A 23746-nucleotide genomic window follows, 5' to 3' on the forward strand; every position below is an offset into this window, starting at 1 on the left:
CGCGGTGTTGGATGGTTCCTTGATGAGTTGTTGACGGCGGCGCCGCGTCGACGACCGACGTGCACGGAGCGCTGGAAGGAGGACCGATGGACTTCAGGGCCCTGGGTCCGATCCAGCTGCGCGGGCCGGGCGGGTGGCAGGACGCCGGGCCGCCGCAGCAGTCGTGCGTGCTCGGGGTGCTCCTGGTCGAGGCGGGTCGGATCGTGCCCGTCGACCTGATCGTCGACCGCGTCTGGGGCACCGCCGCGCCGGAGGCCGCCCGCCGCACGCTGCACTCCTACGTGACCCGGCTGCGCCGCATGGTCGAACAGGTGCCGGGTGCCGCCATCGTGCGGCGTTCGGGCGGATACGTGCTGGACATCGTCCCGGACCGGGTGGACCTGCACCGGGGCCGGCGACTGCGGGCCGAGGCGCGGGAGCCCGGGCGCAGCCCCGCCGAACGGGCCGCCCTGCTGCGCGAGGCCGTCGAACTGTGGCGCGGGGAGCCGCTCGCGGGGCTCTCCGGCGAGTGGGTGGGCCGGACCCGCGAGGCCCTGCGCCAGGAACGCCTCGACGGCACGGTCGCCTGGGCCCGGGCCGAGATCGACGGCGGTGACCCGGGGGCCGTGCTGACGCCGTTGAGCCAGCTGGTGGCCGAACATCCGCTGGCCGAGTCGCCCGTGGCGGTGCTGATGCGGGCGTTCTGCGCGGTGGGGCGCGTCACCGACGCCCTGGACTGCTACGCGGCCGCCCGCCAGCGGCTGCTCGACGAGCTGGGCGTCGACCCCGGGGCCGAGTTGCAGGCGATGCACCGCGCCGCCCTGCGCGGCGAACTCGACCCGCCGGCCGGGCCTCCGCCGGCGCCGGTCGTGGTGCGCAACGTGCCGGCGCAGCTGCCGATGGACGTGTACGGGTTCACCGGCCGGGACGCGGAGATCGCCACCCTCGACGCGCTGTTCAGTCCCGCCGACGGCCAGCCGAACGCCGTGCGCATCGCCGCCGTCTCCGGCACCGCCGGGGTGGGCAAGACCGCGCTGGCCGTGCACTGGGCGCACCGGGTCGCGGACGAGTTCCCGGACGGACAGCTCTACGTCAACCTGCGCGGCTACGACCCCGAGCAGCCGGTGACGCCCGGTGACGCGCTCGCCGGGTTCCTGGCGGCGCTGGGGCTCGCCGGCCGGGACGTGCCGCTCGAGGTGGACGGGCGGGCGGCCCGGTTCCGCAGCGAGGTGGCGGGGCGGCGGATGCTGATCGTGCTCGACAACGCCGCCTCGGTCGAGCAGATCCGGCCCCTGCTGCCCGGCAGCGCCACCTGTCTCGTGGTCGTGACCAGCCGGGACTCCCTCGCCGGGCTGGTGGCGCTGCACGGCGCCCGGCGCGTCGACCTCGACCTGCTGGAGTCCGGCGACGCGATGGAGCTGCTGCGCGGCCTGCTGCGCGAGCGGGTCGACGCCGAGCCCGACGCCGCCCGGCTCCTCGCCGACAGCTGCGCCCGCCTCCCGCTCGCGTTGCGCGTCGCGGCCGAGCTGGTTGCCGCGCGCCCGGCCACGCCCCTGTCGGATCTTTCGCGGGAACTGGGTGAGCAGCGGCTCGAACTGCTCGACGCCGGCGGGGACGACCGGGGCGCGGTGCGTGCGGTCTTCTCGTGGTCGTACCAGCACCTGCCGGCCGATGCGGCGAGAGCGTTCCGCATGGTGGGGCTGCACCCGGGTGCGGACTTCGACGCGTACGCGGTCGCCGCGCTCACCGGCGCCGACCTCGGGGCCGCCCGGCGGTGGTTGGGCACGCTGGCCCGCGTTCACCTGCTGCACGCCGCCGGGCCGGGCCGCTACGGGATGCACGACCTCCTGCGCGCGTACGCCGCCGAACTCGCGGCCGCCACCGACCCGGAGGACGCCCGGCGGGCGGCCCTGACCCGGCTCTTCGACTACTACCTGGCGACGGCCGGCACCGCGATGGACGTGCTCTACCCGGCCGAACGCGACCGCCGCCCGCCGATCCCCGAGGTGGGCACACCGGTGCCGCCGATGTCGGACGCGGCCGCGGCCCGCCTGTGGCTGGAGAACGAGCGCCCGTCGATCGTGGCGGTCGCCGCCCACACGGTCACGCACGGCTGGTGGACCTACCCGACCCGGCTCAGCGGCACGCTGTGGCGCTACTTCGACTGGGGCGGCCACTTCCCGGACGCCGTCACGGTGTCGGCGCACGCGCTGCGGGCGGCCCGGCTCTCCGGCGACCGCGCCGCCGAGGCGAACGCCCTCAGCGACAGCGCGGGCGTCTACGGCCGGCTCGCCCGCTTCAAGGAGTCGCTGGAACGCTACGAGGCGGCGCTGGAGCTGTTCCGGCTGGTGGGCGACCGGCTCGGGGAGGCCCGCGCGCTGACCAACTCGGGCCTCATCCACGCCCAGACCGGCCAGTACCCGCAGGCGGTGCCGCTGCACGAACAGGCGGTGGAGCTGTTCCGCGCGCTCGGCGACGCCCACGGGGAGTCCCGCGCGTGGGGCAATCTCGGCGTGGCGCTGGAACGCAAGGGCGAGTACGACCGCGCGACGGAGTGCCAGGAGCGTTCGCTCGCGCTGGCCCGGCAGGTCGGCGACCCGGACAACGAGGCGGTCGGGATCGTCAACCTGGGCCTCATCGCCTCGGCCCGGGGCGACTACGACCGCGCGGTCGGCTACCTGAAGCACTCGGTCGCCATCTTCGCCGAACGCGGCAGCGTGGCCCGCCAGGCGGAGGCGACCAGCATGCTCGGGGTGGTGTACGGGCGGCAGGGCCGGTGGGAGATGGCGGTCGAGGGCCACCAGCGGGCGGCGTCGCTGCTGCGCGAGATCGGCGACCGGTTCGGCGAGGTGCGCGCCCTGAACGGCCTCGGCGAGGCACTGCGCGCCTCCGGCTACCCGGACAAGGCCCGCCAGCACTACGAGGCGGCGCTGGCGATCGCCGTGGAGATCGGCACGCTGCACGAGGAGGCCCGCGCGTACGACGGGCTGGCGCACACGTGGCGCGCGGACGACCCGGAGCGCGCTTTCAGCCTGTGGAAACGCGCCCTGGACGGCTACACGGCGATCGGCGCGCCGGAGGCGCCGCAGGTCAGGGCGCTGCTGGCGGAGTAGGCCCACCCTAGCGAGATTGGTCTCAGACCGTACCTCTATGGCGCGCGGACGGGTTTCGGGTATGTTTCGGCAACGTCTATGCCGGGCCAACGCTGTCCCACGGATGCTGTTCACACGTGGGAGGCCAGCCGCTCATGCCCGACCCGAACGGTTTTCTGAAGTACAGCCGTCAGACTCCGCCGCTGCGGCCCGTTCCGTTGCGGCTGCTGGACTGGCGCGACGTGTACCAGCGCACCGATCCGACGGCGATCCGGGAGCAGGCCACCCGCTGCATGAACTGCGGCATCCCGTTCTGCCACGAGGGGTGCCCGCTCGGCAACCTCATCCCCACGTGGAACGACCTGGTGCACAGCGACGACTACGCCTCGGCGTCGGAACGGCTGCACGCCACCAACAACTTCCCGGAGTTCACCGGGCGGCTCTGTCCGGCTCCCTGCGAGGCGGCCTGCGTCCTGGGCATCCACGACGACCCGGTGACCATCAAGCAGGTCGAGGTGGAGATCGCCAACCGCACCGTGGACGCCGGACTGCGCCCGTGGAAGGTGACGGCCCGCTCCGGCAAGAGCGTGGGCGTGGTCGGTTCGGGGCCGGCCGGGATGGCGGCGGCGCAGCAGCTCGCGCGCGCCGGCCACGCGGTGACGCTCTACGAGCGGGACGAGGCGATCGGCGGCCTGCTGCGCTTCGGCATCCCCGACTTCAAGCTGGAGAAGTCGCACATCGACCTGCGCATGGAGCAGCTCGCGGCCGAGGGCGTGACCTTCCGGACCGGCTGTGACGTGGGCGTCGACGTGACGATCCCGCAGCTGCGCGCGGAGCACGACGCGATCGTGCTGACCACCGGCGCGCAGGATCCGCGCGACGTGCCGACCACGCCGGGCCGCGAACTCGGCGGCATCCACCTGGCGATGGACTACCTCGGCGGCGCCAACCGGGTGGTGGCCGGCACGCTGGCCGTTCCGCCGATCGACGCGGCCGGCAAGCACGTCATCGTGCTCGGGGGCGGCGACACGGCCGCCGACTGCCTGGGCACGGCGCACCGCCACGGCGCGAAGAGCGTGCACCTGATCGAGGTGGTGCCGGAGCCGCCGGCCGTTCGGGACGGGACGCGCAACCCGTGGCCGACCTGGCCGCTGATCCTGCGCACCGCGTCGGCGCACGAGGAGGGCGGCACCCGGTTGTACGGCTCGGCGGTGCGGCGGTTCATCGGGACGACGACGGTCGAGGCCGTCGAGGTGGTCGACGTGGTGCTCGCGACCGACGGCAGCTTCGGGCTGACCGAGGTGCCGGGCACCGAGCGCCGGTTGCCGGCCGACCTGGTGCTGCTGGCGATCGGGTTCGCCGGCACCGAGCCGGGGCCGCTGCTGGCGCAGGCCGGGATCGAACGCAACCGGCGCGGCACGATCGACGCCGACCCCGAGTGGAACACGAGCGCCGACGGGATCTTCGTGGCCGGCGACGCCCGGCGCGGGCCGTCGCTGATCGTGTGGGCGATCGCGGAGGGGCGTTCGGCGGCGGCCGCCGTGCACCGGTACCTGGGCGGCGGGGGAGACCTGCCGGCGCCGGTCACTCCGGCTTCGCGACCGATCTCCGTGCACTGAACGCAGGCAGGAGCACCGTCATCACCAGGCCGCCCTCGTCGCGCGGTTCGGCGGTGACGGTGCCGCCGTGCGCCCGTGCCACTGCCTCCACAATGGACAGTCCGAGGCCGACCCCGTGCGCCGAGGTCCCCACCCGGTCGGTGCCCAGCCGGCGGAACGGCTCGAACAGGCCGGCGATCTCGTAGCGGGGAACGTGCGGGCCGGAGTTCTCGACGGTCAGCATCGCCTGTCCGGTGCCGGGCCGCACGCCGGTGGCCACGCGCACCCAGCCGTCCTCGGAGACGTTGTGCCGCAAGGCGTTCTCGACGAGGTTCTGCACGAGGCGTTCGAGGAGAACCGGGCTGCCGGCCGTGGGGGCCTCGGCGGCGTCCAGCCGCACGGCGATCTTCTCCTGCGGCAGCTGCGTCACCACGTGCGCCACGACGTCGGCGAGGTCGACGTAGAAGTGCTCGTCGAGTGCGCGTTCGGAACGGGCGAGCAGGAGCAGCCCGTCGATGAGCCGGGCGTGGCGGGCGTTCACGGCGAGCAGGGTCGTGCCGAGCTGCCTGATCTCCGGCGTGGCCGTGTCGGGGTCCAGCGCCACCTCCAGCAGGGTGCGGTTGAGGGTCAGCGGCGTGCGCAGTTCGTGCGAGGCGTTCGCGATGAACCGGCGCTGCGAGTCGAACGCGCCGTCGAGGCGTTCCAGCATCAGGTCGAACGTGTCCGCCAGCTCCTTGACCTCGTCGTCGGGGCCGTCGAGCGCGATCCGTTCGTGCATGGTGCCGTCGGCGCCGGGGGCCGCGGCGATCCGCCGGGCGGTCTCGGTCATCCGGTGCAGCGGCTGGAGCAGGCGGCCGGCGAGCAGCCAGCCCAGGGCGATGGCCGCCGCGCCGACGACGGCGAGCGCGATCGAGCCCTGGATCAGCACCTCCTGGAGCGTGGTGTCGGCCGACTTGTCGACGACCTTGCGCACCTCCTCCCTGGTCAGCGGCGGCGCGATCTCGCCGCCCACGCCGACGAGGCAGTCGTCCCCGGGCGAGGTGTCCGGCTGCCTGGCCGGCGGGGTGGGCGCCGCCCCGGGCGGGACCCGCGGCTCTCCCGAGGGCTGCAGCGGCGCCTCGGCACCGGGACCGCACTTGGCCCAGAACTTCTCGCCGCCGACCCGCTGCGCGGTCAGCACGTAGGTGACGCCGAGGACGGCGAGCCCGGCGACGAGGAAGAGGCCGCCGTACACCAGGGTCAGCCTGCCCCGGATGGTCAGCCGCGGGCGCCGCATCACGGGATCCGGTAGCCGACGCCGGGATCGGTCAGCACGACGGGTGGATCGCCGAGCTTGCGGCGCAGCTTCAGGATCGTCATGCGCACCGCGTGGCTGAACGGGTCCGCGTGCTCGTCCCACGCCTTCTCCATGAGCAGTTCGGCGGAGACGGCCACCCCGTCGGCGCGCAGCAGTTCGGCCAGCACCGCGAACTCCTTGCGCGACAGCGGAACGTAGCGGCCGTCCCGGAACACCTCCCGCCGGTGCGGGTCGAGCCGGATGCCGGCGCGTTCGAGGACGGGCGGCACGGCGGGTCTGGCCCGCCGGCCGAGGGCCGCCACGCGCGCCACCAACTCCTTGAACGCGAACGGCTTGGGCAGGTAGTCGTCCGCCCCGAGGGAGAGGCCGGCGACGCGGTCGTCGACGTCGGCGGCCGCCGTGAGCATCAGCACGCGGGCGGCGCCGTCGCGGGCGGCGAGCGTGCGGCACACGTCGTCGCCGTGCACCACGGGCAGGTCGCGGTCGAGGACGACGACGTCGTAGTCGTTGACGTCGACGCGTTCCAGGGCGGCGCCGCCGTCGTAGACCACGTCGACCGCGTGGGCGGCGCGGCGCAGCCCGTCGGCGACGGCGTCGGCGAGCAGGGGTTCGTCCTCGACCACCAGGATCCGCATGACTCCATGCTGACCGACGGTGATGTCACTTCGGCGTCAACGTGCGCGCTGACGGCCGGGAAACCCCGCATTCCGTTCACTCCTCCCAAACGGAAGGGGGAAATCCCATGAGAGTGCGACAGGGCCTCGCCCTGACCCTGCTGGCCGTGCTCCTGACGGCCGGCTGTGCCGGTAAGGACGGCGGCGGTGACGACGTCGCCAGTGCGACCGGCGACAAGGGCGGTGCCACCCCGACGGCCGGCGCCTCGCCGATGAACGAGCAGGAGCGCGCCGCGAAGTTCGGCGATTGCATGCGCGCCAACGGGCTGCCGGAGTTCAAGGATCCGGAGGTCGAGGAGGGGCGGGTCGGGATGATGGTGCCGGAGGGCACCGACAAGGCGACCGTCGACGCGGCGATGGCCAAGTGCAAGGAGTTCCTGCCCGGCGGCGGCGAACTGCGCAAGCCCGACGCCGCGGCGATGGAACAGATGCGCAAGCACGCCCAGTGCATGCGGGAGAACGGCATCCCGGACTTCCCGGACCCGTCCGAGGAGGGCGGCATCGCGCTCGACCTGGACAAGCTCGGGCTCAGCGGCCCCGACGACCCGCGCCTGAAGGCGGCCGAGGAGGCCTGCAAGCAGTACATGCCCGAGGGGCCCGGCGCGCAGAAGAAGACCGGCTGATGAGCGGGAAGGGGAGACACCGCCGCACCCGCCGGGTGGTCATCGCCGTGATCCTGGTGCTGGCGGCGGGCGCGGCGACGGCGGCGGCCGCGAACGGCTACGGCTGGCGCAACGCGAGCGACGACGAGCCGGCCGGCAGCACCCTGCCGGCGAAGACCGCCCCGGTCACCCGACAGACGCTCGCCGACACCCAGAACGAGTCCGGCGAACTCGGCTACGGCACCGACGTGTCGGTCGCCGCGAGGCTCAGCGGAACGCTCACCGCGATCCCGGCCGGCGGCACCGCCGTCGCGCGCGGCGAGGCGCTCTACCGGGTCGACAACACGCCTGTGGTGCTGCTGTACGGCGGCCTGCCGGCCTACCGGACCCTCGCCTCCGGGGTGGAGGGGCCGGACGTCAAGCAGTTCGAGGAGAACCTCGCCGCGCTCGGCTACGGCGGCTTCACCGTCGACGAGGAGTACACCTCCGCGACCGCGAACGCGGTGCAGGTGTGGCAGGAGGACCTGGGCCTGACCGAGACGGGAACGGTCGAGCCGGGCCGGATCGTCTACGCCGGTGGCGCGGTGCGCGTCGCCGCGACCAGCATCGACGTCGGCGGCGCGGTGCAGCCCGGCGCGACGGTGCTCTCGTACACCGGCCGCTCCCGCGCGGTCACCGTCGACCTGGACGTCTCCGAGCAGCGGATGGCGAAGATCGGCAACTCGGTGACGGTGAAGCTGCCGGACGGAAAGACGGTCAACGGGAAGATCGCCTCCGCCGAGAGCGTCATCGTCGCCGCCGAGAACCCGCAGGAGGACGACACCACGAAGATCCGGGTGGGCATCACGGTCGACGACGAGAAGGCCGTCGAGGGGCTGGACCAGGCGGCCGTCACGGTGACGTTCGTGGCGTCGCAGCGGGAGAAGGTGCTGACGGTGCCGGTCGCCGCGCTGTTGGCGCTCGCCGAGGGCGGTTACGGCGTTCAGGTGGTCGAGAACGGGACCTCGCGGATCGTCGCCGTCGAGACGGGGATGTTCGCGGCGGGGCGGGTGGAGATCTCCGGCGAGGGCATCGCCGAGGGGACCGTCGTGGGGATGCCCTCATGAGCGGACGCTTGCGGGAGCTCATCGTGGGGCACTGTGCGCTCGCGTCTCGTGGCGCCGGGGAGCGAAGCGAGGCGGAGTCATGAGCGTCGTGGTGCTCGACAAAGTGACGAAGACGTACGGGGAGCGGGTCACCGCGCTGCGGGACGTCTCGCTCACCGTGGAGTCGGGGGAACTGCTCGCCATCGTCGGCCCGTCCGGTTCGGGCAAGTCGACGATGCTGCACGTGATCGGCACGCTCGACCGGCCGTCCGCCGGCACCGTGCGGGTCGCCGGGCACGACGTCGCCACGCTGACCGACCGGAAGCTGTCGGCGCTGCGGGCCGGCCGGATCGGGTTCGTGTTCCAGCAGTTCCATCTGGCGCCGGGGCGCCCGGCGGTGGACAACGTCGCGGACGGGTTGCTCTACGCGGGCGTTCCACCGAAGGAGCGGAGGCGTCGGGCGGAGGCAGCGCTGGTCCGGGTCGGGCTGGGTGACCGGCTCGACCACCGCCCGCACCAGCTCTCCGGCGGCGAACGCCAGCGCGTCGCGATCGCCCGCGCGGTCGTGGGGGAGCCGCCGCTGCTGCTGGCGGACGAGCCGACCGGCAACCTCGACTCCGCGTCCGGGACCGGCGTCCTGGTGCTCCTGCGGGAACTGAACGCCGCCGGCACGACGGTCCTGATCATCACGCACGATCGGGACATCGCGGCGAGCCTGCCCCGGCAAGTGGTGATGAAGGACGGGGAGATCGTCGATGAGTGAGTTGACGCCGGCCCGGCTCGGCCTCCGCGACGTGGTGCGCGTCGGCGGCGACGGCCTGCGCACGCGGCCGCTGCGGGTGTTCCTGTCGGCGCTCGGCATCGCGATCGGCATCGCCGCGATGACGGCTGTCGTCGGCATCTCCACGTCCAGCCGCGCCGACCTGGACCGCATGCTGGAGGCGCTCGGCACCGACCTGCTCACCGTCGCGCCGGGCAGCACGATGTTCGGGGAGGACGCCACGCTGCCGGACGAGTCGGTGGCGATGATCGCGCGGATCGGGCCGGTGACGCGGGTGGCGGCGACCGGCAAGGTGCCGGACACGAAGGCGTACCGCACGGACCGGGTCCCGGCCGCGCAGTCCGGCGGGATCTCGGTGCAGGCCGCGCATCTGGACCTGCTCGGCACCGTCGGGGCGACCGTCGCCCACGGCACCTGGCTCAACGCCGCCACTGAGCGGTATCCGGCGGTGGTGCTCGGCGCGACGACCGCCCAGCGGCTGGGGATCACCGCGGCCGACGGCGGGACCCAGGTCTACATCGGGGGACGGTGGTTCACCGTGATCGGGCTGCTGGATCCGGTGCCGCTGGCGTCGGAGCTGGACAACGCCGCGCTCATCGGATGGCCCGCCGCGAAGGAGTACCTGGGGTTCGACGGGCACCCGACGACGGTCTACACCCGGTCGCGGGACGACGCGGTGGAGGCGGTGCGCGGGGTGCTCGCCGCGACGGCCAATCCGGAGAAGCCCAACGAGGTGAAGGTCTCGCGCCCGTCGGACGCGCTCGCCGCGCGTCAGGCGACGGACCGGGCGTTCACGGGCCTGCTGCTGGGCCTGGGTGCCGTGGCACTGCTCGTCGGTGGCGTCGGCGTCGCCAACACCATGGTCATTTCCGTGTTGGAACGTCGTGCCGAGATCGGCCTGCGCCGTTCGCTCGGTGCGACGCGGGGGCAGATCCGGCTGCAGTTCCTGGCCGAGTCGCTGCTGCTGTCGGCGTTGGGGGGCGTCGGGGGTGTGCTGCTCGGGACGGCGGTGACGGCGATCTACGCCTCGACGCGGGAGTGGCCGACCGTGGTGCCGCCGTGGGCGATGGCCGGCGGGGTGGCGGCGACCCTGGTGATCGGGGCGGTCGCGGGGCTGTACCCGGCGATGCGGGCGGCCCGGCTCGCGCCCACGGAGGCGCTCGCGACGCCCTGAATGGTTCATCGCGCCGGACCGGTCCGGCCCACCCGCGTTGAGCTGGTGTGTTGTGCCGGTCCGGCGTCTCACGTATTCAAGAAAGCGGTTTCCTTCATTGTCGGTATCGAGTGGTTTCGATAGTGTGCGCCCACCTCCGACACCCCCCGGAAGGAGACCCGCCATGAGCCGCTCGTTCGGCCGGCGGGCGGCGGCCGTGCTGGCCGTCGCCTCCGCCACGGTGGTGCTGGCCGCCGTCGGCGCCACCGCCGCCACCTATCCCAACCCCGGAACCGTGTCCGGGAACGTCAGCGTCCACGACCCCTCGATGGCGAAGGTCAACGGGACGTACTACGTGCTCGACAGCCACAACGGGCTGGAGATCCGCACCTCCACCGACCGAACGGCCTGGCGCCTCGCCGGCTCCGTCTTCCCCAACGGCGCGCCGGCCGAGGTCGCCGACTACACCGGCGGCGACCGCAAGAACCTCTGGGCGCCCGACGTCTCGTACCGCAACGGCAAGTTCTACGTGTACTACTCGGCCTCGACCTTCGGCTCCAACAAGAGCGCGATCTTCCTGGCCACCAGCGCGACGGGTGCGCCCGGTTCGTACACGCAGGTCGGCAAGGTCATCGAGACCGGCACGTCGAGCAACTACAACGCGATCGACCCGAACCTCGTCGTCGACCCGAACGGCAACTGGTGGCTCGCGCTCGGGTCGTTCTGGTCCGGCATCAAGCTCATCTCGATCAACCCGTCGACCGGCCTGCGCAACGGCTCGTCGATCCACAGCCTCGCGACCCGCACCGCGAACTCGGGCTCGGTCGAGGCGCCGTACATCGTGTACCGGTCGGGCTACTACTACCTCTTCACCTCGTGGGACTTCTGCTGCCGCGGCACGAGCAGCACGTACCGCACGATGGTGGGTCGCAGCACGTCGATCACCGGCCCCTACGTCGACCGGAACGGCGTCGCGCTGACGGCCGGCGGCGGCAGCGAGGTGGTGGCGAGCCACGACGCGATCTACGGCCCCGGCTGCCCGTCGGTGATGTTCGACTCCGACGGCACGGTGATGGCGTACCACTACTACACGGCGAACGACAGCCGCCTGGGCATCAACCTGGTGAGCTGGTCGGGTGGCTGGCCCGCGCTGTACTGAGCGGCGCGCTCCTTGCGCCGATCTTGCAGTTGTGGCGGGGATCTACCCGGGCAAAATCCGGCACGCCGGGCTCCGACCACTCTGGCCCGCGAGCTGTGCCGGGCGGCCCGGAGCAGTCGCCACAACTGCAAGATCGGCGAGACGCGCCACTACGCGGGGAGGCCGCCGACCTGGGTGTTGATCCAGGAGCGGATGTACGGGAGGTCGCCGTAGATGCTGGGGGCGGTCGCGCACGTGGGGCTGTTGTTGCCGGCGCGGCTGGTGGCGCCGATCAGGACCCAGACGCCGTTCTCCCTGCGGACCTGCGGGCCGCCGGAGTCGCCGTAGCAGGCGCCCGCGCCGCCGGGGTTGTTGGTGCAGATCTCGCCGGCGCCGAAGATGCCGGAGCAGCGGGAGTCCGCGACGATCGAGGTGTCCAGTTCGGTCGCGACGACCGGGGTGCTGCCGCCGGGGTTGGGGCTGGTGGCCTGGCCCCAGCCGATGATGCGGGTGGCCGTGCCGGTCGCGCCGGAGGTGGTGGGGATGCGGATCGGGGTGTAGCTGACCGACGAGGCGAGCTGGAGCAGGCGCACGTCGATCGAGCTGTTGCGGACCGCGCGGGTCACCCGCACGACCGTGCCGCCGCTGGTGCGGTTGGTCGAGCCGACACGCACCGAGGCGGGCGTGCCGCAGTGGTCCGCGGTGACCACCCAGTTGGCCTTGATGAGCGAGCCGGTGCAGCCGCCGACGTAGACGAGGAACGGGTATGCCTCGGAGGCCGGCTTGCCGTTGTAGACGTTCGTGCCGACGTCGGCCGCTGACGCGGCACTGGGGACCAGGAGGGCGGCGAGGGTCAGCGCGCCGGCCACCAGGATGCGGGAAAGGCGAGGAATCATGGGCGCACTGTAGATGAATATTGACCAGCATCGATAGATGCAGACTGATATCCGGGGGTCGTCGGGCATGATGGGCGGGTGACGGTTCGGGTGGCGATGTGGTCGGGTCCGCGCAACATCTCGACGGCGCTCATGCGCAGCTTCGGTGCCCGCGCCGACACGCTCGTCGTCGACGAACCCCTGTACGCCCACTACCTGGCGGCCACCGGCCTGGAGCACCCCGGGCGGGACGACGTGCTGGCGAGCCAGCCGCGGCGGTGGCAGGACGTGGCGGACGCGCTCACCGGCCCGCTGCCGCCCGGCGTCGACGTGTACTACCAGAAGCACATGACGCACCACCTTCTCCCGGACGTGGGTCGGGAGTGGGTCGGGCGGATGACCAACGCGTTCCTGATCCGGGACCCGGACCACGTGGTCGCGTCGTACTCGAAGGTGCGCGGCGAGCCGACCCTGGCCGACCTCGGCTACGCCCAGCAGGTCGAGATCTTTCGCGCCTACGGCGGGCCCGTGGTCGACGCGGCCGACCTGCTGGCCGACCCGGCCGGTGTGCTGGCGAAGCTCTGCGTGGCGCTCGGGATCCCGTTCGACCCGGGGATGCTGGCGTGGGAAGCGGGCCCGCGGGAGACCGACGGGGTGTGGGCGCCGCACTGGTACGCCGCCGTGGAGGCGTCGACCGGGTTCGCCGCGCCGGTTCAGGCGCCGCCCGCGGTGCCCGAACGGCTACGCCCCCTCGCCGAGGAGTGTCGGCCGTACTACGCGGAGATGGCGGCGCAGCGGCTCAGATAGAAAGCGCTGTTCCGTTCGCCTTCGCGTGTTCCACGTAAAGGGAAGCGGTGCGCAGGGTGATCGGACCGACGGCGCCGGAGCCGATCGGACGCCCGTCGATCTCGACGACGCCGGCGATCTCGCCCATCGTGCCCGTGCAGAAGACCTCGTCCGCGGTGTAGAACTCGACCAGCGAGATGTCCCGCACGTGCGTCGGCACGTCGGCGATGCGCAGCACCGTCTCGCGGGTGATCCCCTCCGGGCACGCCACCGTGAACGGCGTGTGCAGCTCCCCGCCGATCACCGCGAAGAGATGCGTCGCGTTGGTCTCGGCGACGAAGCCACGCCCGTCGAGCATCAGCGCGTCGTCGGCGCCGGCGACGTTGGCCTCGGTCTTGGCCAGGATCGAGTTGATCAGGTTGTTGTGGTGGATCTTCGGGTCGAGCACGTCCGGGCCCGGGCGGCGCACGCTCGACGTGATCAGCCTGAGCCCGCCCGTGTCGTACACCGGCGGCTTGTGCTCGGCCAGAACGATCAACGTGCAGCCGGCCGTGTTGAGCCGCGGATCCATGCCGCTGGTGAGCTTGACCCCGCGGGTGAGGGTGAGCCGGATGTGCACGCCGTCGCTCATCCCGTTGGCGCGCAACGTCTCCGTGATCGCCTCGACGATCTCCTTCTCCTCCGGGATCGCGGCGAACCCGAGCGCCACGGCCGAACGCCGCAGCCGCGCCAGGTGCGGCTCCAGCCCGAAGATCGTGCCGCGGTAGACCCGCAGCCCCTCCCACACGGCGTCGCCGCCCTGCACCACCGAGTCGAACGGCGAGATGCCCGGCTCGTCGCGGTGCCGCAGCACCCCGTTGACCCAGTACCGCAGGTCGGCGTTGCGCTCGTCGTAGCGCTGAAGCACGCGGGTCCCCGATCTCGCGGCGGAATCTGTCGATCACCATCCTGCCCAAGTTTTGTTACGGCAGCGAGGCTCTGTTGCGCCGCGCGCCTCGGGCCTAGGGTTTGTTGCACCGTCAGTGCACTTCGATCGCGGATCGGAGACCCCCTGCCATGACCGTCACGCTCACCGACTCCCAACGCCGCACGCTCGCCGCGCTCGCCGACACGTTCGTCGCCGCCGTCCCGCCGCCCGACGGGGTCGCCGATCCCGATGGCTTCTACTCCCGCACCGGCTCCACCGTCGGCGCGCCGGCCGCGGTGGAGTTCGCGCTCGGCGCGCTGGACCCCGTCATCGCCACGGGGCTGATCGGGGTCGTCGACGCGCTCGCCGGCGCCTCCCCGGAGGACGTCGCCGCGTCGTCGCCCGAGGCCGCCATCGCCGTGGCCTACGTGCGGGCGCTGCTCCTCGGCGCCTCGTACACGCTGGTCGACGAGACCGGGGCGAACCCGTTCTGGCGCACGATCGGCTATCCCGCACCCGGTGGACCGGGCGGGCTCCCGCACGCGCTGCACCCGGTGCCGCCGGCGAACGGCGAGACCATCCGCTGCGACGCCGTCGTCATCGGTTCCGGTGCCGGCGGGGGAGTGATCGCCGCCGAACTCGCGGCCGCCGGCAGATCCGTCGTCGTGCTGGAGGCGGGCGGCTACTTCGACGGCGAGAGCGCCGTGCAGTACGAGGTGCTGGCCGGCCCGATGGTCCTCTACCGCGCGGGCGGCTTCACCACCACCGCCGACGGCAACGTCAACCTCTGGGCCGGCGCCACCCTGGGCGGCGGCACCACGGTCAACTGGTCCAACTGCGTGCGCACCCCGGAGCACATCCGCGCCGCCTGGGGACTTGACGGGCCGGACTTCGACGCGCACCTCGACGCCGTTCTGGCCCGGATCGGCGCCAACGAGGAGGCGAGTGTCCACAATGGATCGCATCGCAAGATGCTCGCCGGCGCGGAGAAGCTCGGCTGGTCGTACCGGCGCGCCGCGCTCAACCTCGACCCGAAGCTGATCGAGTACGACCGCGCCGCGCTGCTCACCTACGGCGACCGCACCGGCGCCAAGCAGGGCACGACGCGCACGTTCCTGGTCGACGCCGAACGCGCCGGCGCCCGCATCTGCACCGGCAGCGCGGCCCTGCGCATCGTCACGACGGACGGCCGGGCGAGCGGGGTCGTCGTGGGGCTGCTCGGCCCGGACGGTTCGGTGGTCGGGCAGGCGGCCGTCGAGGCGCCCACCGTCGTGGTGGCCTGCGGGGCGCTGGAGAGCGCCGCGCTGCTGCTGCGCTCCGGCATCGGCGGGCCCGCCGTCGGGCACCACCTGCACCTGCACCCGTCGATCCTCGCCGCCGGCCTGTACGACGAGCCCGTCGACCCGTGGGAGGGGCCGATCCAGTCCGCGCTCGTCGACGAGTTCGCGATGTCCACGGACGAGGTCTCCGGTGTGCTGATCGAGTCGGTCGCCTGCCAGGTCGGCGCCACCGCCAGCACTTTGCCGTGGAACGGCGCCGCCGCGCACAAGCACCGGATGGCGAAGCTGGGGCACATGGTGTCGCTGTGCGCGATCACCGCCGACCGCGGCAGCGGCACCGTGACGCTGGATGCGGGTGCGCAGGCCGTTCACTCGTATCCGGTGGACGATCCACGCGATCAGGCCGGCCTCTACCGCGGCCTGGCCGCCCTCGCACGCCTGCACGAGGCGGCCGGGGCCGCCGAGATCTGGCCCCTCACCCCGGCGGTGGCGAGCCCGGTCTGGCGGCGCGGCGACGACCTCGCCGAGGCGCTCACCGCGTGGCAGGCGGTACCGGTCGGCATCGGCGGCCACTACCTCGGCTCGGCCCACCAGATGGGCGGGGCGCGCATGGGCACCGACCCGCTGACCAGCGTGGCCCGGCCGACCGGCGAGCTGCACGACACGGCGGGCGTGTGGATCGGGGACACCAGCGCGTTCCCGACGGCCCTCGGGGTCAACCCGATGGTCACCTGCATGGCCCTGGCCCGCCGCACGGCGGCGCACATCGTCAGTCCTCCTCCAGGTCCTTGAGCTGCGACTGCTCGGTGATCCAGGCGGGGGCGTTCCACTTCTGCATCGTGGAGTCGCTGCACGTCTCGACGATGGTCTTGCTGACCTTCGTGCCGCTGCCGTAGAGGTCCGCCGGGTTGGCGTCCGGGTTGGTCAGCGACAGGCAGTTGCCGAAGCCGTCGATGATCCGGTACATGGTGGTGAAGTCCTTGGTGTTGCCGTGGACCGTCCACCGGAAGTAGTTCGTCACCGTCGCCGGGCACGGCTGCAGGCGCACGTACGATCCGGCGCCGACCGAGCCCGGGCTCCACAGGCAGTACGACGGGCTGCCCGTGCGGGTGCTGACGATGGTGCCGGTCGCCTTCGCGGTCGGCCCGGCGGTGTTGGCCGGCAGGGCCGGCTGCACCCAGCGCTGGTTCCAGCCGACCTGGGTCGGGTCCGGGTGCTGCTTGCACGGCCAGCCGATGGCGAAGGAGTAGTTCACGTCGAAGTTCGTCTGGTCGACACAGCGGCCGAACTGCTTGAAGTTGACGATCTGCTGCGAGGTGCTGGTGACCGCCCGCCCGGCGCCCACCTCCGCCGACATGGCGAACGTGCCCGTCCCGCCGCCGCAGGAGGAACCGACCCGCACGTAGGCGCCGACGGTGTTCGCGGAGGAGATCTGCATGCACCGGTTGTTCGTCTGGCCCAGTCCGTTCGGCTCGGTCGCCTGCAGCCACGAACTGTCGGTGAAGCTCCACATCTGCTGCGGCATCGCCGTGGCGCCGCAGGGCCGGAAGGTGATCGCCGTTCCGGCCACCGCGGGGCTGGCCCCGGCGTCCAGGCACATGCCGAGCCGGCCACCGGTGCGGGTCGCCGCCAGCACGAACGTCATGTTGTCGGTGTACTCGAACTTCTGCAGGTTGCTGCCGGGGCTGCACAGCTGCATCGTGAGCACGTCGCCCGGGGACGGGTTCTCGGAGGGCGCCGCGAAGCAGAGGTCCGGCGTGCTCGTGGTCGAGGGCCGGATGAGCCCGCCCGCCACGGGAGCGTTGGACGTGCGGAACGTGTGCGTGCCCCGCAGTTCCCGGCTGAGCTCCGTGGTCTCGACGGCCACCCCGCCGGCGCCCGTGGACCGCCGCGGCAGCTTGGCGTAGCCGACGGCGTACACCGCCGCGTGCAACGGCAGCGCCGACGGCGAACCCGCGCAGCCCAGCGCGTTGGCCTGCGCCCACGCCAGGTCCTTGTCCTGCGGGTCGGCGCGCAGGTAGTAGATCCGCGCCTCGTACCGGGCGGTGCCGGCGTCGCTCACGGTCCCCGCGAACGGGCCGCACGGCAGGCTCGGCAGCACGCCCTTGTCCTCGCCGTTGATCTTCACGACGGTGTCGCGGGCGCTGCGGATGTGCGCGAGCGCCAGATCCAGGCCGGTCTGCGCGGCGTGCAGGGCCTGCCCGCTCGCGGCGCCGGTCCCGCTCGTCTGCGACTGCATGACGAAGATCGGCGGCAGCAGCCCGCCCAGGATGGTGCCGAGCGTGATCAGCATCATCGCCAGCGGAAGCGAACCGGTGTCGTCGCCCGGCGCGGGCAGCAGTCTGGCCAGCGGACGGGGGAGCCGCCGGCGGGATCCGGGTTCGGTCATCATGCGGGCCTGTTCTGGATGCAGACGGTGTCGGAGAGGGTCTTGGCGGAGCTGTTCATCGCGGTGAACGTGACGTCGGTGACCGCGGTCACCTGGGTGTTCGGCACCCTGGTCTCGATCAGCAGCCGCAGCCGCTGGAAGTCACCACTGGTCGAGCGGGTGAACGGCGACGGCGACGTCGGGCCGTAGACGACGTTGGAGGCCAGCGTCTGCCACCCCGTGGTCAACGAGATCACCTGACCGGAGACCCACGACCGGTACTGCAGCACGCCGTCGGTCACGTTGAGCCGCAGCTGGTTGCAGACGTCCGGGTCGGCGTTGGTGACCAGGTACTGCAGGTAGATGTTGTTGCCGTCGGAGAGGGCGGTGTACGTGTTGCTGATCGACGCCGCGTAGCGGATGCTGCGGTCCAGCCGCAGGTACATCCGGTTGATCTCGCCCTGGGCGGTGGCCGCGTTGATCGTGCCGTTGGCGGTGCGGAACATCTGCAGGACGCCGGTCATGAACACCGACATCACCACCGCCATCAGCACCATCGAGACGAGCACCTCGGCCAGGGTGAAGCCGTCGTCGCCGCGGGCCACCGGCAGCCGGCGGCGGAACCGTTCGAGAAGGGTCACGGCACCACCACCTCCACCATGTAGACCGCCGTGTTGTTGACGGCGTCCCGGGCCGTGATCGTGGCGGTCACCCGGCCCCGCACCGTCGTTGAGCCGACGATGTTGACGGTGGTGCCGGTGGTGGCGCTGAGCGATAGGCCGGTCGGCAGGCCGGTGGCCGACCAGGTGACGGTGCCCGAGTTCCCCTGGGCGGTGATCGGGATCGTGCGGGACTGTCCGACGTTGTAGGCGAGCGTGTCCGACGACAGGTAGTTGTTGGGGATGTTCAGCCGCAGGCCGGTGGCGGCGGGGCTCTCGAAGAGGACCGTCCGGGAGGCCGTGGCGCCGGCGGAGTCCCGGGCCGTCATGATCGTCACGTACCGGGTACCGACGTCGTAACTGCCGGAGACCACGCCCGCGGTGGTGATGGTGATGCCGGGCGGCAGGTACTGCGCGCTCCACGTGTAGCCGCCGCTGCCCCCCGAGACGTAGTTGCCCATCTGGATGCTGACGTTGTTGCCGTTCTGCCTGGGCACGGCGCTGATCGAGACCGCCGGGTTGATCACCCAGGTGAAGTTGGCGGAGTTCGCGGTCGCGCCGGCGGAGTCCGTCACGGTGACGCGGCACGACGACGAGGTACCGGTCGCGGTCGGCGTACCCGAGATCACGCCGGTGACGGAGTCGATGGAGAGGCCGGCCGGGAGCCCGCTCGCGGACCAGGTGTACGGCGCCGTCCCGTTCGATGCGGCCGCGGTCACCGAGTTGACGGGCGAGTTCACGGTGCTGCTCTGGTTCGGGACGACGTTGACCGTCGGTGGGCCGTTCACCCGCCACGAGAAGGTGGCGGTCGAGGTGCGGTTGCTGGCGTCGCGCACCGTCGCCGTGACCGTGTACGTGTTGACGGCCGCCGTCGGCGTACCGCTGATCACGCCGCCGAGGCTGGCGCTGAGCCCGGTCGGCAGCCCGGTGACGGTCCACGTCAGGGGCGTGGTGCCGCCGGTGGCGAGCAGGTTCAGCGGGGCGATGGCCCGGTTCTGGGTGCTGGCCTGGTTGCCGGGGGCCGTGATGACCGGCGGGTTGAGCGGGTCGTTCTCGTTGAAGATCGGGTCGTCGGTGACCGAGCTGACGAGGGTCGAGGTGACGACCGAGCAGGTGTTGTTGGCGCACTGGCGCTGCGGCCAGGTCACCGCGATCACGACCCGGTAGAACGGCACCCGCCCGGCGCCGCTGGTGCTGGTGCACTTGGTGTCGCCGCGGGCCTGCCAACACTGGCCGACGTAGAAGTACTGGCTGTACGAGAGCCCGTTGATCGGCACCACGTTCGGCGCGGTCGGCAGCAGCTCCGTCGCGCCGGCGGTGTTGTCGTACACGGTCGCGAACTGCGTCGCCACGATGTGCGGAGCCACCCCCGGAGCGGGCGAACTCTGCTGCGCGAGGACCGCCGACTGGGTGCGTCCGGTGACGAGCTTGGCGCCGTTCAGCGCACGGACCCGCTCGACGGCGTCGTCGGCCAGCTGGATCGCCATCTGCCGGCCCTGTTGCTTGTTGGTGAAGGCGACGCTCGACACGAACATCGCCGTGAGGGCCGTCATGACGATGGTGATCAGCAGGATCGAGATCAGCACCTCGACCAGCGTGAACCCGCGGTCGTCGCTGATCCGCCGGATGAACCGGCACCCGCCGGGCCGGCGCCGGAGCGGCCGGCCTCCCATCAGTCCGAGCCCTTGGCGGCCTGTCCGGCGGCCGGCGCACTGGCGGCGGGCGCGGCCGACCCACCCGTCACGAACATCTGCGCCGAGATCGTGGCCGTGACCTCGTTCGACAGCTTGCCCTCGGCCTCGGTCGGCACCAGGTCGACGCTGGTGATCAGGACGGCGCGCGGCTGGTCCTGCAGCGTGCGGTCGATGAAGTCCTGCACCTTGGCGATCGGTCCGGCGAGCAGCATCGTGAGCGGCACGGAACGGGCGGTGGTACCGGAAACGGGCGCGGCTTCGCTGATCGACAGCGTCTGCACCTTGACGCCGGTCTGCGCGCCCAGGGTCTCCAGGCTGCGCAGGTAGTCCGAGACACCGGACTCGGACGGCAGGGCGAGCTTGCGATCCGCCAGCTTCGCCTTCTCCTCGTCCAGCTTCTCGTTGTCCTTGCGCAGCTGCGCCAGCTTGGAGTTCAACTTGTTGATCTGGAGCAGCACGTCCTCGGTCTCGGCCTGACGGTCGTGGGTCTTGCTGTTCTGCGGCGCGACGAGGGCGAAGTACCCGACCGCGGCGAGAACGATCGCCACGACGGTGCCGCCGATGATCCAGAGACGGTCCTTGCGCGGGCTACTGGTCATGGTGATGTCCGCTCACTTGCTCGGGCTCGGCGCCGCGCTCGGTGGGGTGAAGCGGCCGCCGAGCGCCGCCGCCGTCAGGTCCACCGTGATGCTGAACGTGACGGCCGCGCCGGTCGACCCGGTCACCTCGTTGACCATCGGGTTGCCGAGCCCCTTGACGGACTCGAGCGCGTCGGAGAACGCCGCGATCTGGTCCTTGTTCTTGGCCGTCCCGGCGATCCGCACGAACCCGATCTGCTTCTCCGTGTAGGTCTTCGGCAGGCCGCCGGAGTTCTGCTGGACGCCGCCGGCCGCGACCCCGCCGTTGAGCGCGCTGATGTCCACGCCGGCCGGCACCCGGCTGCGGATCTCCGCGAACAGGTCCGCCCACTGGAGGTCGTCCGCCATCAGCACCTTGAGCTGGTCCTCGATCTGCTTCGAGGAGTTCTTGGTGTCGGTGAGTTCGGCGAACTCCTTCTGCGCGTCCGTGCGCTTCTGCACCTCGGCCTTGGCGTTCGCCAGGTTCTCCTCGGCCTCACCGGTCTGGAAGCGGGCGATCGAGTACCAGCCGCCCATCACCGCCGTCAGCACGACGACGAGAATGATGACGAGCGTGCGGACCCGCTTGTCCCGGCGGTCGTCGACGATCTCCGGCGGCATGAGGTCCGCGGCGATCGGCAGCAGCGGAAGTTCGCGTCCGATGTGGAGCGTCATCATCTGCTGTTCGGGCATCAACATCGTCATCTCAGGCAGCTCCCAACGTGAGGCCGATCGACACTGCTGCGGAGGTGTGGAAGCCGCTGAAGTTCTCGGGGCGCAGCCGGCGACCGGGTCGGACCCGGCTCACCGGGTCGGCGATGACGACCTCGACGCTCAGCTGCTCGGTCAGCGACTCGACCAGACCCGGCAGTGTCGCGCCGCCGCCGGACAGCCACAGGCGGGTCACCCAGCGCTGGCGTTCGCCGGAGGTGAGGTAGGCGAAGGAGCTGCGCAACTCGCTGACCAGCGGACGCACCGCGTCCCGGATCGCGTCGGCGCGTTCGTCCCACTCGCCGGTGTCCGGCCGGATGCCGTGGTCGCACTTGATGCGTTCGGCTTCCTGCACGTCGATGCTCAGCCGCTTGGCGATGGCGCTGGTGATCTCCGCGCCGCCGCGGGGGACCGTCCGCACGATGAGCGGCTCGCCGTCGAGGTGGACGATGAGGCTCGTGATCTGGGCGCCGATGTCGACGACCGCCTCGACCTCGCCGTTGAGTTCGGCGAGGGAACGCAGCAGGGCGAACGTGGCAAGGTCCACCTTCGCCACGTGCAGGCCCGCCTTCTCGACCGCGCGCACCGCGTTGAGCACCGGCTCCTTGGGCGCCGCGATGAGCAGCCCGCGGACGGTCTCGTTGCGCCCGGGATCCTCCAGCGGGTAGAAGTCGAGCAGCGAACGTTCGACCGGAAGGGGAAGCGCGTCGCGGACCTGGAACGGCAGCGACTTGCGCAGCTCCTTCTCGGGAAGATTCGCCACGGACATCTCGCGGACCACGACCTGAGGGCTCGTCACGCCCAGCACGACGGAGCGGGACCGGAACTTCGCCTGGTGCCACAGGTGCTTGACCGCGGCGGTGACGGCCTTCTCGTCCTGCACGTTGCCGCTCTGCACCGCGCCCGGCGGAAGCGCCACCTGGCCGGCCCCGAGCATGGTCGGACCGTCCTTCGCGTGCGTGGTCTCCACGCCGCGGATCGAGGTCGCCCCGATATCGAGTCCGACCAGATTGACGGAGGCCATGTCCGAAACCCTTCGTAGAAGGTGCTAAAGGGTGGGGGTCAGCAGGGCGGTGTACCACTGCGCCACGGGTGCGGCGGCGAAGACGGCGACGAGGGCGCCGGCGAGCATGTAGGGGCCGAACGGGATGGCGGTGCGGCGGTTCGCGCGCCGGGTGGCGAGCATCAGTCCGCCGGCGAGCCCGCCGAGGAGGAACCCGGCGAAGGCACCGACGAGAACCGGCCCCCAGCCGAGAAAGCCGAGGAAGAGGCCGAGCAGGCCGGCGAGCTTCACGTCACCGAAGCCCATGCCGCCCGGGTACAGCAGGCCGAGGAGCAGATAGAAGCTCCACAGCACGGCCATGGCGAGCAGTCCGCGGGCCGCGGCCCACAGGTCGCCGGTGACGATCACGGCCGGGGCCAGGAGCGCGGCGCCGACCAGGTACGAGGGGAGGACGATCGCGTTCGGCAGCCGCCGCACGTCGATGTCGATCATCGCCAGGGCGATCGCGATGGCCGAGAGGTACAGGTAGGCCGGCAGCTCCCAGCTGAACCCGAAGCGGGCCGTCACCGCCATGAACAGCAGGGCGGTGGCCGCCTCCACGAGCGGGTAGCGGGCGCTGATCGGTTCCGCGCAGGCGGCGCAGCGGCCGCGCAGGACCAGCCAGCCGAGCACCGGAACGTTGTGCCACGCCTTGATCGGCGTGTCGCAGCGGGGGCAGTGCGAGCCGGGCCGCAGCAGCGACTCGGCGCGGGGCACCCGGTGGATCACGACGTTCAGGAACGAGCCGATGGCGAGCCCGAGCACCCCGGTGAGGATGACGAGTGCGGATGCCATTGGTTCTTCCCTTCGATCGTGTCTGCGGGCCCCTTCGGTGGGTGGCGGCCATACGAGCCGGATAGCCGCCACCCCCCGAGGGTTCCGATCAGGTGGCCGCCTGGCCGTAGCAGTCGGCCATGTTGCCGGTCCACTTCTTCACCGAGCCGCCCTTGGCGCTGTTGTAGTAGTAGATCGCCTGGCCGTCGGCGTTCTGCGCGCAGACGTTGTAGTGGGTGTTGCTCATCCGGCGGTAGAACAGCGTGTTCCCGTCGGAGACGGTCACCGTCTGCGCGGCCGTGCCGGCGTTGCCGTCGGTCAGCGACAGGTTGGTGCCGGCGTTGCCGTTGTTGTCGGCGTTCGGCGGGTACGTGTTGTTGTTCTCCGTGTAGTACTGCTCGACGGCACTCACCGCACCGCGCACGTCCGACTGAGCGGACTTGTTCTTGGCGCCCTTGGTGTAGTTCAGGTACGTCGGGATGGCGATCGCGACGAGCACGCCGATGATCACGACGACCACCAGGAGCTCGATCAGCGTGAAGCCCTTCTCCTCCTGGGCGAGCTTCTTGCGCAACCGACGAAGCGTGACCTGCATTGGAGCCTCCTGTGACTCGATTTCTTTGGGGTGGGACTA

The 23746-nt window shown here is 71.8% G+C and carries 21 protein-coding genes; 9 read left to right on the forward strand and 12 right to left on the reverse strand.

All coding sequences use genetic code 11. The annotated features are described in order from the left end of the window. The first annotated feature begins 86 nt into the window (after positions 1 to 86). Together Val02_RS38720 and Val02_RS38725 are read left to right on the forward strand one after the other, a co-directional pair. On the forward strand, positions 87 to 3092 hold the full coding sequence (locus tag Val02_RS38720; RefSeq protein ID WP_203904300.1) for an AfsR/SARP family transcriptional regulator: 3006 nt from the start codon (positions 87 to 89) through the stop codon (positions 3090 to 3092). A 134-nt stretch (positions 3093 to 3226) separates the two neighbouring features. Then, positions 3227 to 4690, forward strand: a complete 1464-nt coding sequence (locus Val02_RS38725) for a glutamate synthase subunit beta (protein WP_203904338.1) — start codon at positions 3227 to 3229, stop codon at positions 4688 to 4690. On the opposite strand, the gene Val02_RS38730 is transcribed toward Val02_RS38725, so the two are convergent. Further along, positions 4656 to 5945, reverse strand: a complete 1290-nt coding sequence (locus tag Val02_RS38730) for a sensor histidine kinase (RefSeq protein ID WP_203904301.1) — start codon at positions 5943 to 5945, stop codon at positions 4656 to 4658. The two genes, Val02_RS38725 and Val02_RS38730, sit on opposite strands and share 35 nt — an antisense overlap. Next, positions 5945 to 6601, reverse strand: coding sequence for a response regulator transcription factor (locus Val02_RS38735; RefSeq protein ID WP_203904302.1), 657 nt, complete (start codon positions 6599 to 6601; stop codon positions 5945 to 5947). The genes Val02_RS38730 and Val02_RS38735 overlap by 1 nt, the downstream gene beginning before the upstream one ends. A gap of 107 nt (positions 6602 to 6708) precedes the next feature. Between Val02_RS38735 and Val02_RS38740 the strand changes: the two genes are divergently transcribed. The 5 genes from Val02_RS38740 to Val02_RS38760 all read left to right on the forward strand — a co-directional run bounded on the left by Val02_RS38740 (position 6709) and on the right by Val02_RS38760 (position 11420). Then, positions 6709 to 7263, forward strand: a complete 555-nt coding sequence (locus Val02_RS38740) for a hypothetical protein (protein WP_203904303.1) — start codon at positions 6709 to 6711, stop codon at positions 7261 to 7263. Next, positions 7263 to 8348 (forward strand): efflux RND transporter periplasmic adaptor subunit, encoded by a 1086-nt coding sequence (locus tag Val02_RS38745; protein WP_203904304.1) that lies wholly within the window; start codon positions 7263 to 7265, stop codon positions 8346 to 8348. The genes Val02_RS38740 and Val02_RS38745 overlap by 1 nt, the downstream gene beginning before the upstream one ends. A gap of 79 nt (positions 8349 to 8427) precedes the next feature. Next, the gene (locus Val02_RS38750; protein WP_203904305.1) at positions 8428 to 9090 is read left to right on the forward strand and encodes an ABC transporter ATP-binding protein; all 663 of its coding nucleotides are present in this window, start codon (positions 8428 to 8430) and stop codon (positions 9088 to 9090) included. Continuing rightward, the gene (locus Val02_RS38755) at positions 9083 to 10282 is read left to right on the forward strand and encodes an ABC transporter permease (RefSeq protein WP_203904306.1); all 1200 of its coding nucleotides are present in this window, start codon (positions 9083 to 9085) and stop codon (positions 10280 to 10282) included. Before Val02_RS38750 ends, Val02_RS38755 begins: the two co-directional genes overlap by 8 nt. A 163-nt stretch (positions 10283 to 10445) precedes the next feature. Next, positions 10446 to 11420 (forward strand): arabinan endo-1,5-alpha-L-arabinosidase, encoded by a 975-nt coding sequence (locus Val02_RS38760; protein ID WP_203904307.1) that lies wholly within the window; start codon positions 10446 to 10448, stop codon positions 11418 to 11420. A gap of 149 nt (positions 11421 to 11569) precedes the next feature. Here Val02_RS38760 and Val02_RS38765 read toward each other — a convergent pair whose 3' ends face one another. Next, a complete protein-coding gene (locus Val02_RS38765) occupies positions 11570 to 12292 on the reverse strand; it encodes a S1 family peptidase (RefSeq protein WP_239153669.1) in 723 nt (240 codons plus the stop codon). A gap of 81 nt (positions 12293 to 12373) precedes the next feature. Here Val02_RS38765 and Val02_RS38770 point away from each other — a divergent pair, with 81 nt between their 5' ends. Then, a complete protein-coding gene (locus tag Val02_RS38770) occupies positions 12374 to 13081 on the forward strand; it encodes a sulfotransferase-like domain-containing protein (RefSeq protein ID WP_203904309.1) in 708 nt (235 codons plus the stop codon). Here Val02_RS38770 and Val02_RS38775 read toward each other — a convergent pair. Continuing rightward, complete coding sequence (locus tag Val02_RS38775) at positions 13074 to 13967, reverse strand: aminotransferase class IV (protein WP_203904310.1); 894 nt, start codon at positions 13965 to 13967, stop codon at positions 13074 to 13076. The genes Val02_RS38770 and Val02_RS38775 overlap by 8 nt on opposite strands. Positions 13968 to 14116: 149 nt before the next feature. On the opposite strand from Val02_RS38775, the gene Val02_RS38780 reads away from it, so the two are divergent. Then, complete coding sequence (locus Val02_RS38780) at positions 14117 to 16039, forward strand: GMC family oxidoreductase (RefSeq protein ID WP_203904311.1); 1923 nt, start codon at positions 14117 to 14119, stop codon at positions 16037 to 16039. Here the strand turns inward: Val02_RS38780 and Val02_RS38785 are convergent. From Val02_RS38785 to Val02_RS48420, 8 genes are all read right to left on the reverse strand, one after another. Beyond that, positions 16017 to 17639 (reverse strand): RICIN domain-containing protein, encoded by a 1623-nt coding sequence (locus Val02_RS38785; RefSeq protein WP_203904312.1) that lies wholly within the window; start codon positions 17637 to 17639, stop codon positions 16017 to 16019. The genes Val02_RS38780 and Val02_RS38785 overlap by 23 nt on opposite strands. Continuing rightward, on the reverse strand, positions 17636 to 18256 hold the full coding sequence (locus Val02_RS38790; protein ID WP_203904313.1) for a prepilin-type N-terminal cleavage/methylation domain-containing protein: 621 nt from the start codon (positions 18254 to 18256) through the stop codon (positions 17636 to 17638). Before Val02_RS38790 ends, Val02_RS38785 begins: the two co-directional genes overlap by 4 nt. Further along, the gene (locus Val02_RS38795) at positions 18253 to 19947 is read right to left on the reverse strand and encodes a putative Ig domain-containing protein (protein WP_203904314.1); all 1695 of its coding nucleotides are present in this window, start codon (positions 19945 to 19947) and stop codon (positions 18253 to 18255) included. The genes Val02_RS38790 and Val02_RS38795 overlap by 4 nt, the downstream gene beginning before the upstream one ends. Then, a complete protein-coding gene (locus tag Val02_RS38800) occupies positions 19947 to 20567 on the reverse strand; it encodes a type 4a pilus biogenesis protein PilO (protein WP_203904315.1) in 621 nt (206 codons plus the stop codon). Before Val02_RS38800 ends, Val02_RS38795 begins: the two co-directional genes overlap by 1 nt. Before the next feature lie 12 nt (positions 20568 to 20579). Beyond that, positions 20580 to 21290, reverse strand: coding sequence for a PilN domain-containing protein (locus Val02_RS38805; RefSeq protein WP_203904316.1), 711 nt, complete (start codon positions 21288 to 21290; stop codon positions 20580 to 20582). Position 21291: 1 nt separating this feature from the next. Then, positions 21292 to 22320, reverse strand: coding sequence for a type IV pilus assembly protein PilM (gene pilM, locus Val02_RS38810; protein WP_203904317.1), 1029 nt, complete (start codon positions 22318 to 22320; stop codon positions 21292 to 21294). A 24-nt stretch (positions 22321 to 22344) separates the two neighbouring features. After that, positions 22345 to 23133: a prepilin peptidase gene (locus Val02_RS38815; RefSeq protein WP_203904318.1), complete on the reverse strand. Its 789-nt coding sequence runs from the start codon at positions 23131 to 23133 to the stop codon at positions 22345 to 22347. Positions 23134 to 23221: 88 nt separating this feature from the next. Continuing rightward, entirely contained in the window at positions 23222 to 23707 is a 486-nt protein-coding gene (locus Val02_RS48420) for a type IV pilin protein (RefSeq protein WP_203904319.1), read from the reverse strand. Positions 23708 to 23746: the final 39 nt, after the last annotated feature.

This window comes from Virgisporangium aliadipatigenens, assembly GCF_016863615.1.
In the GTDB taxonomy this organism is placed as follows: domain Bacteria; phylum Actinomycetota; class Actinomycetes; order Mycobacteriales; family Micromonosporaceae; genus Virgisporangium; species Virgisporangium aliadipatigenens.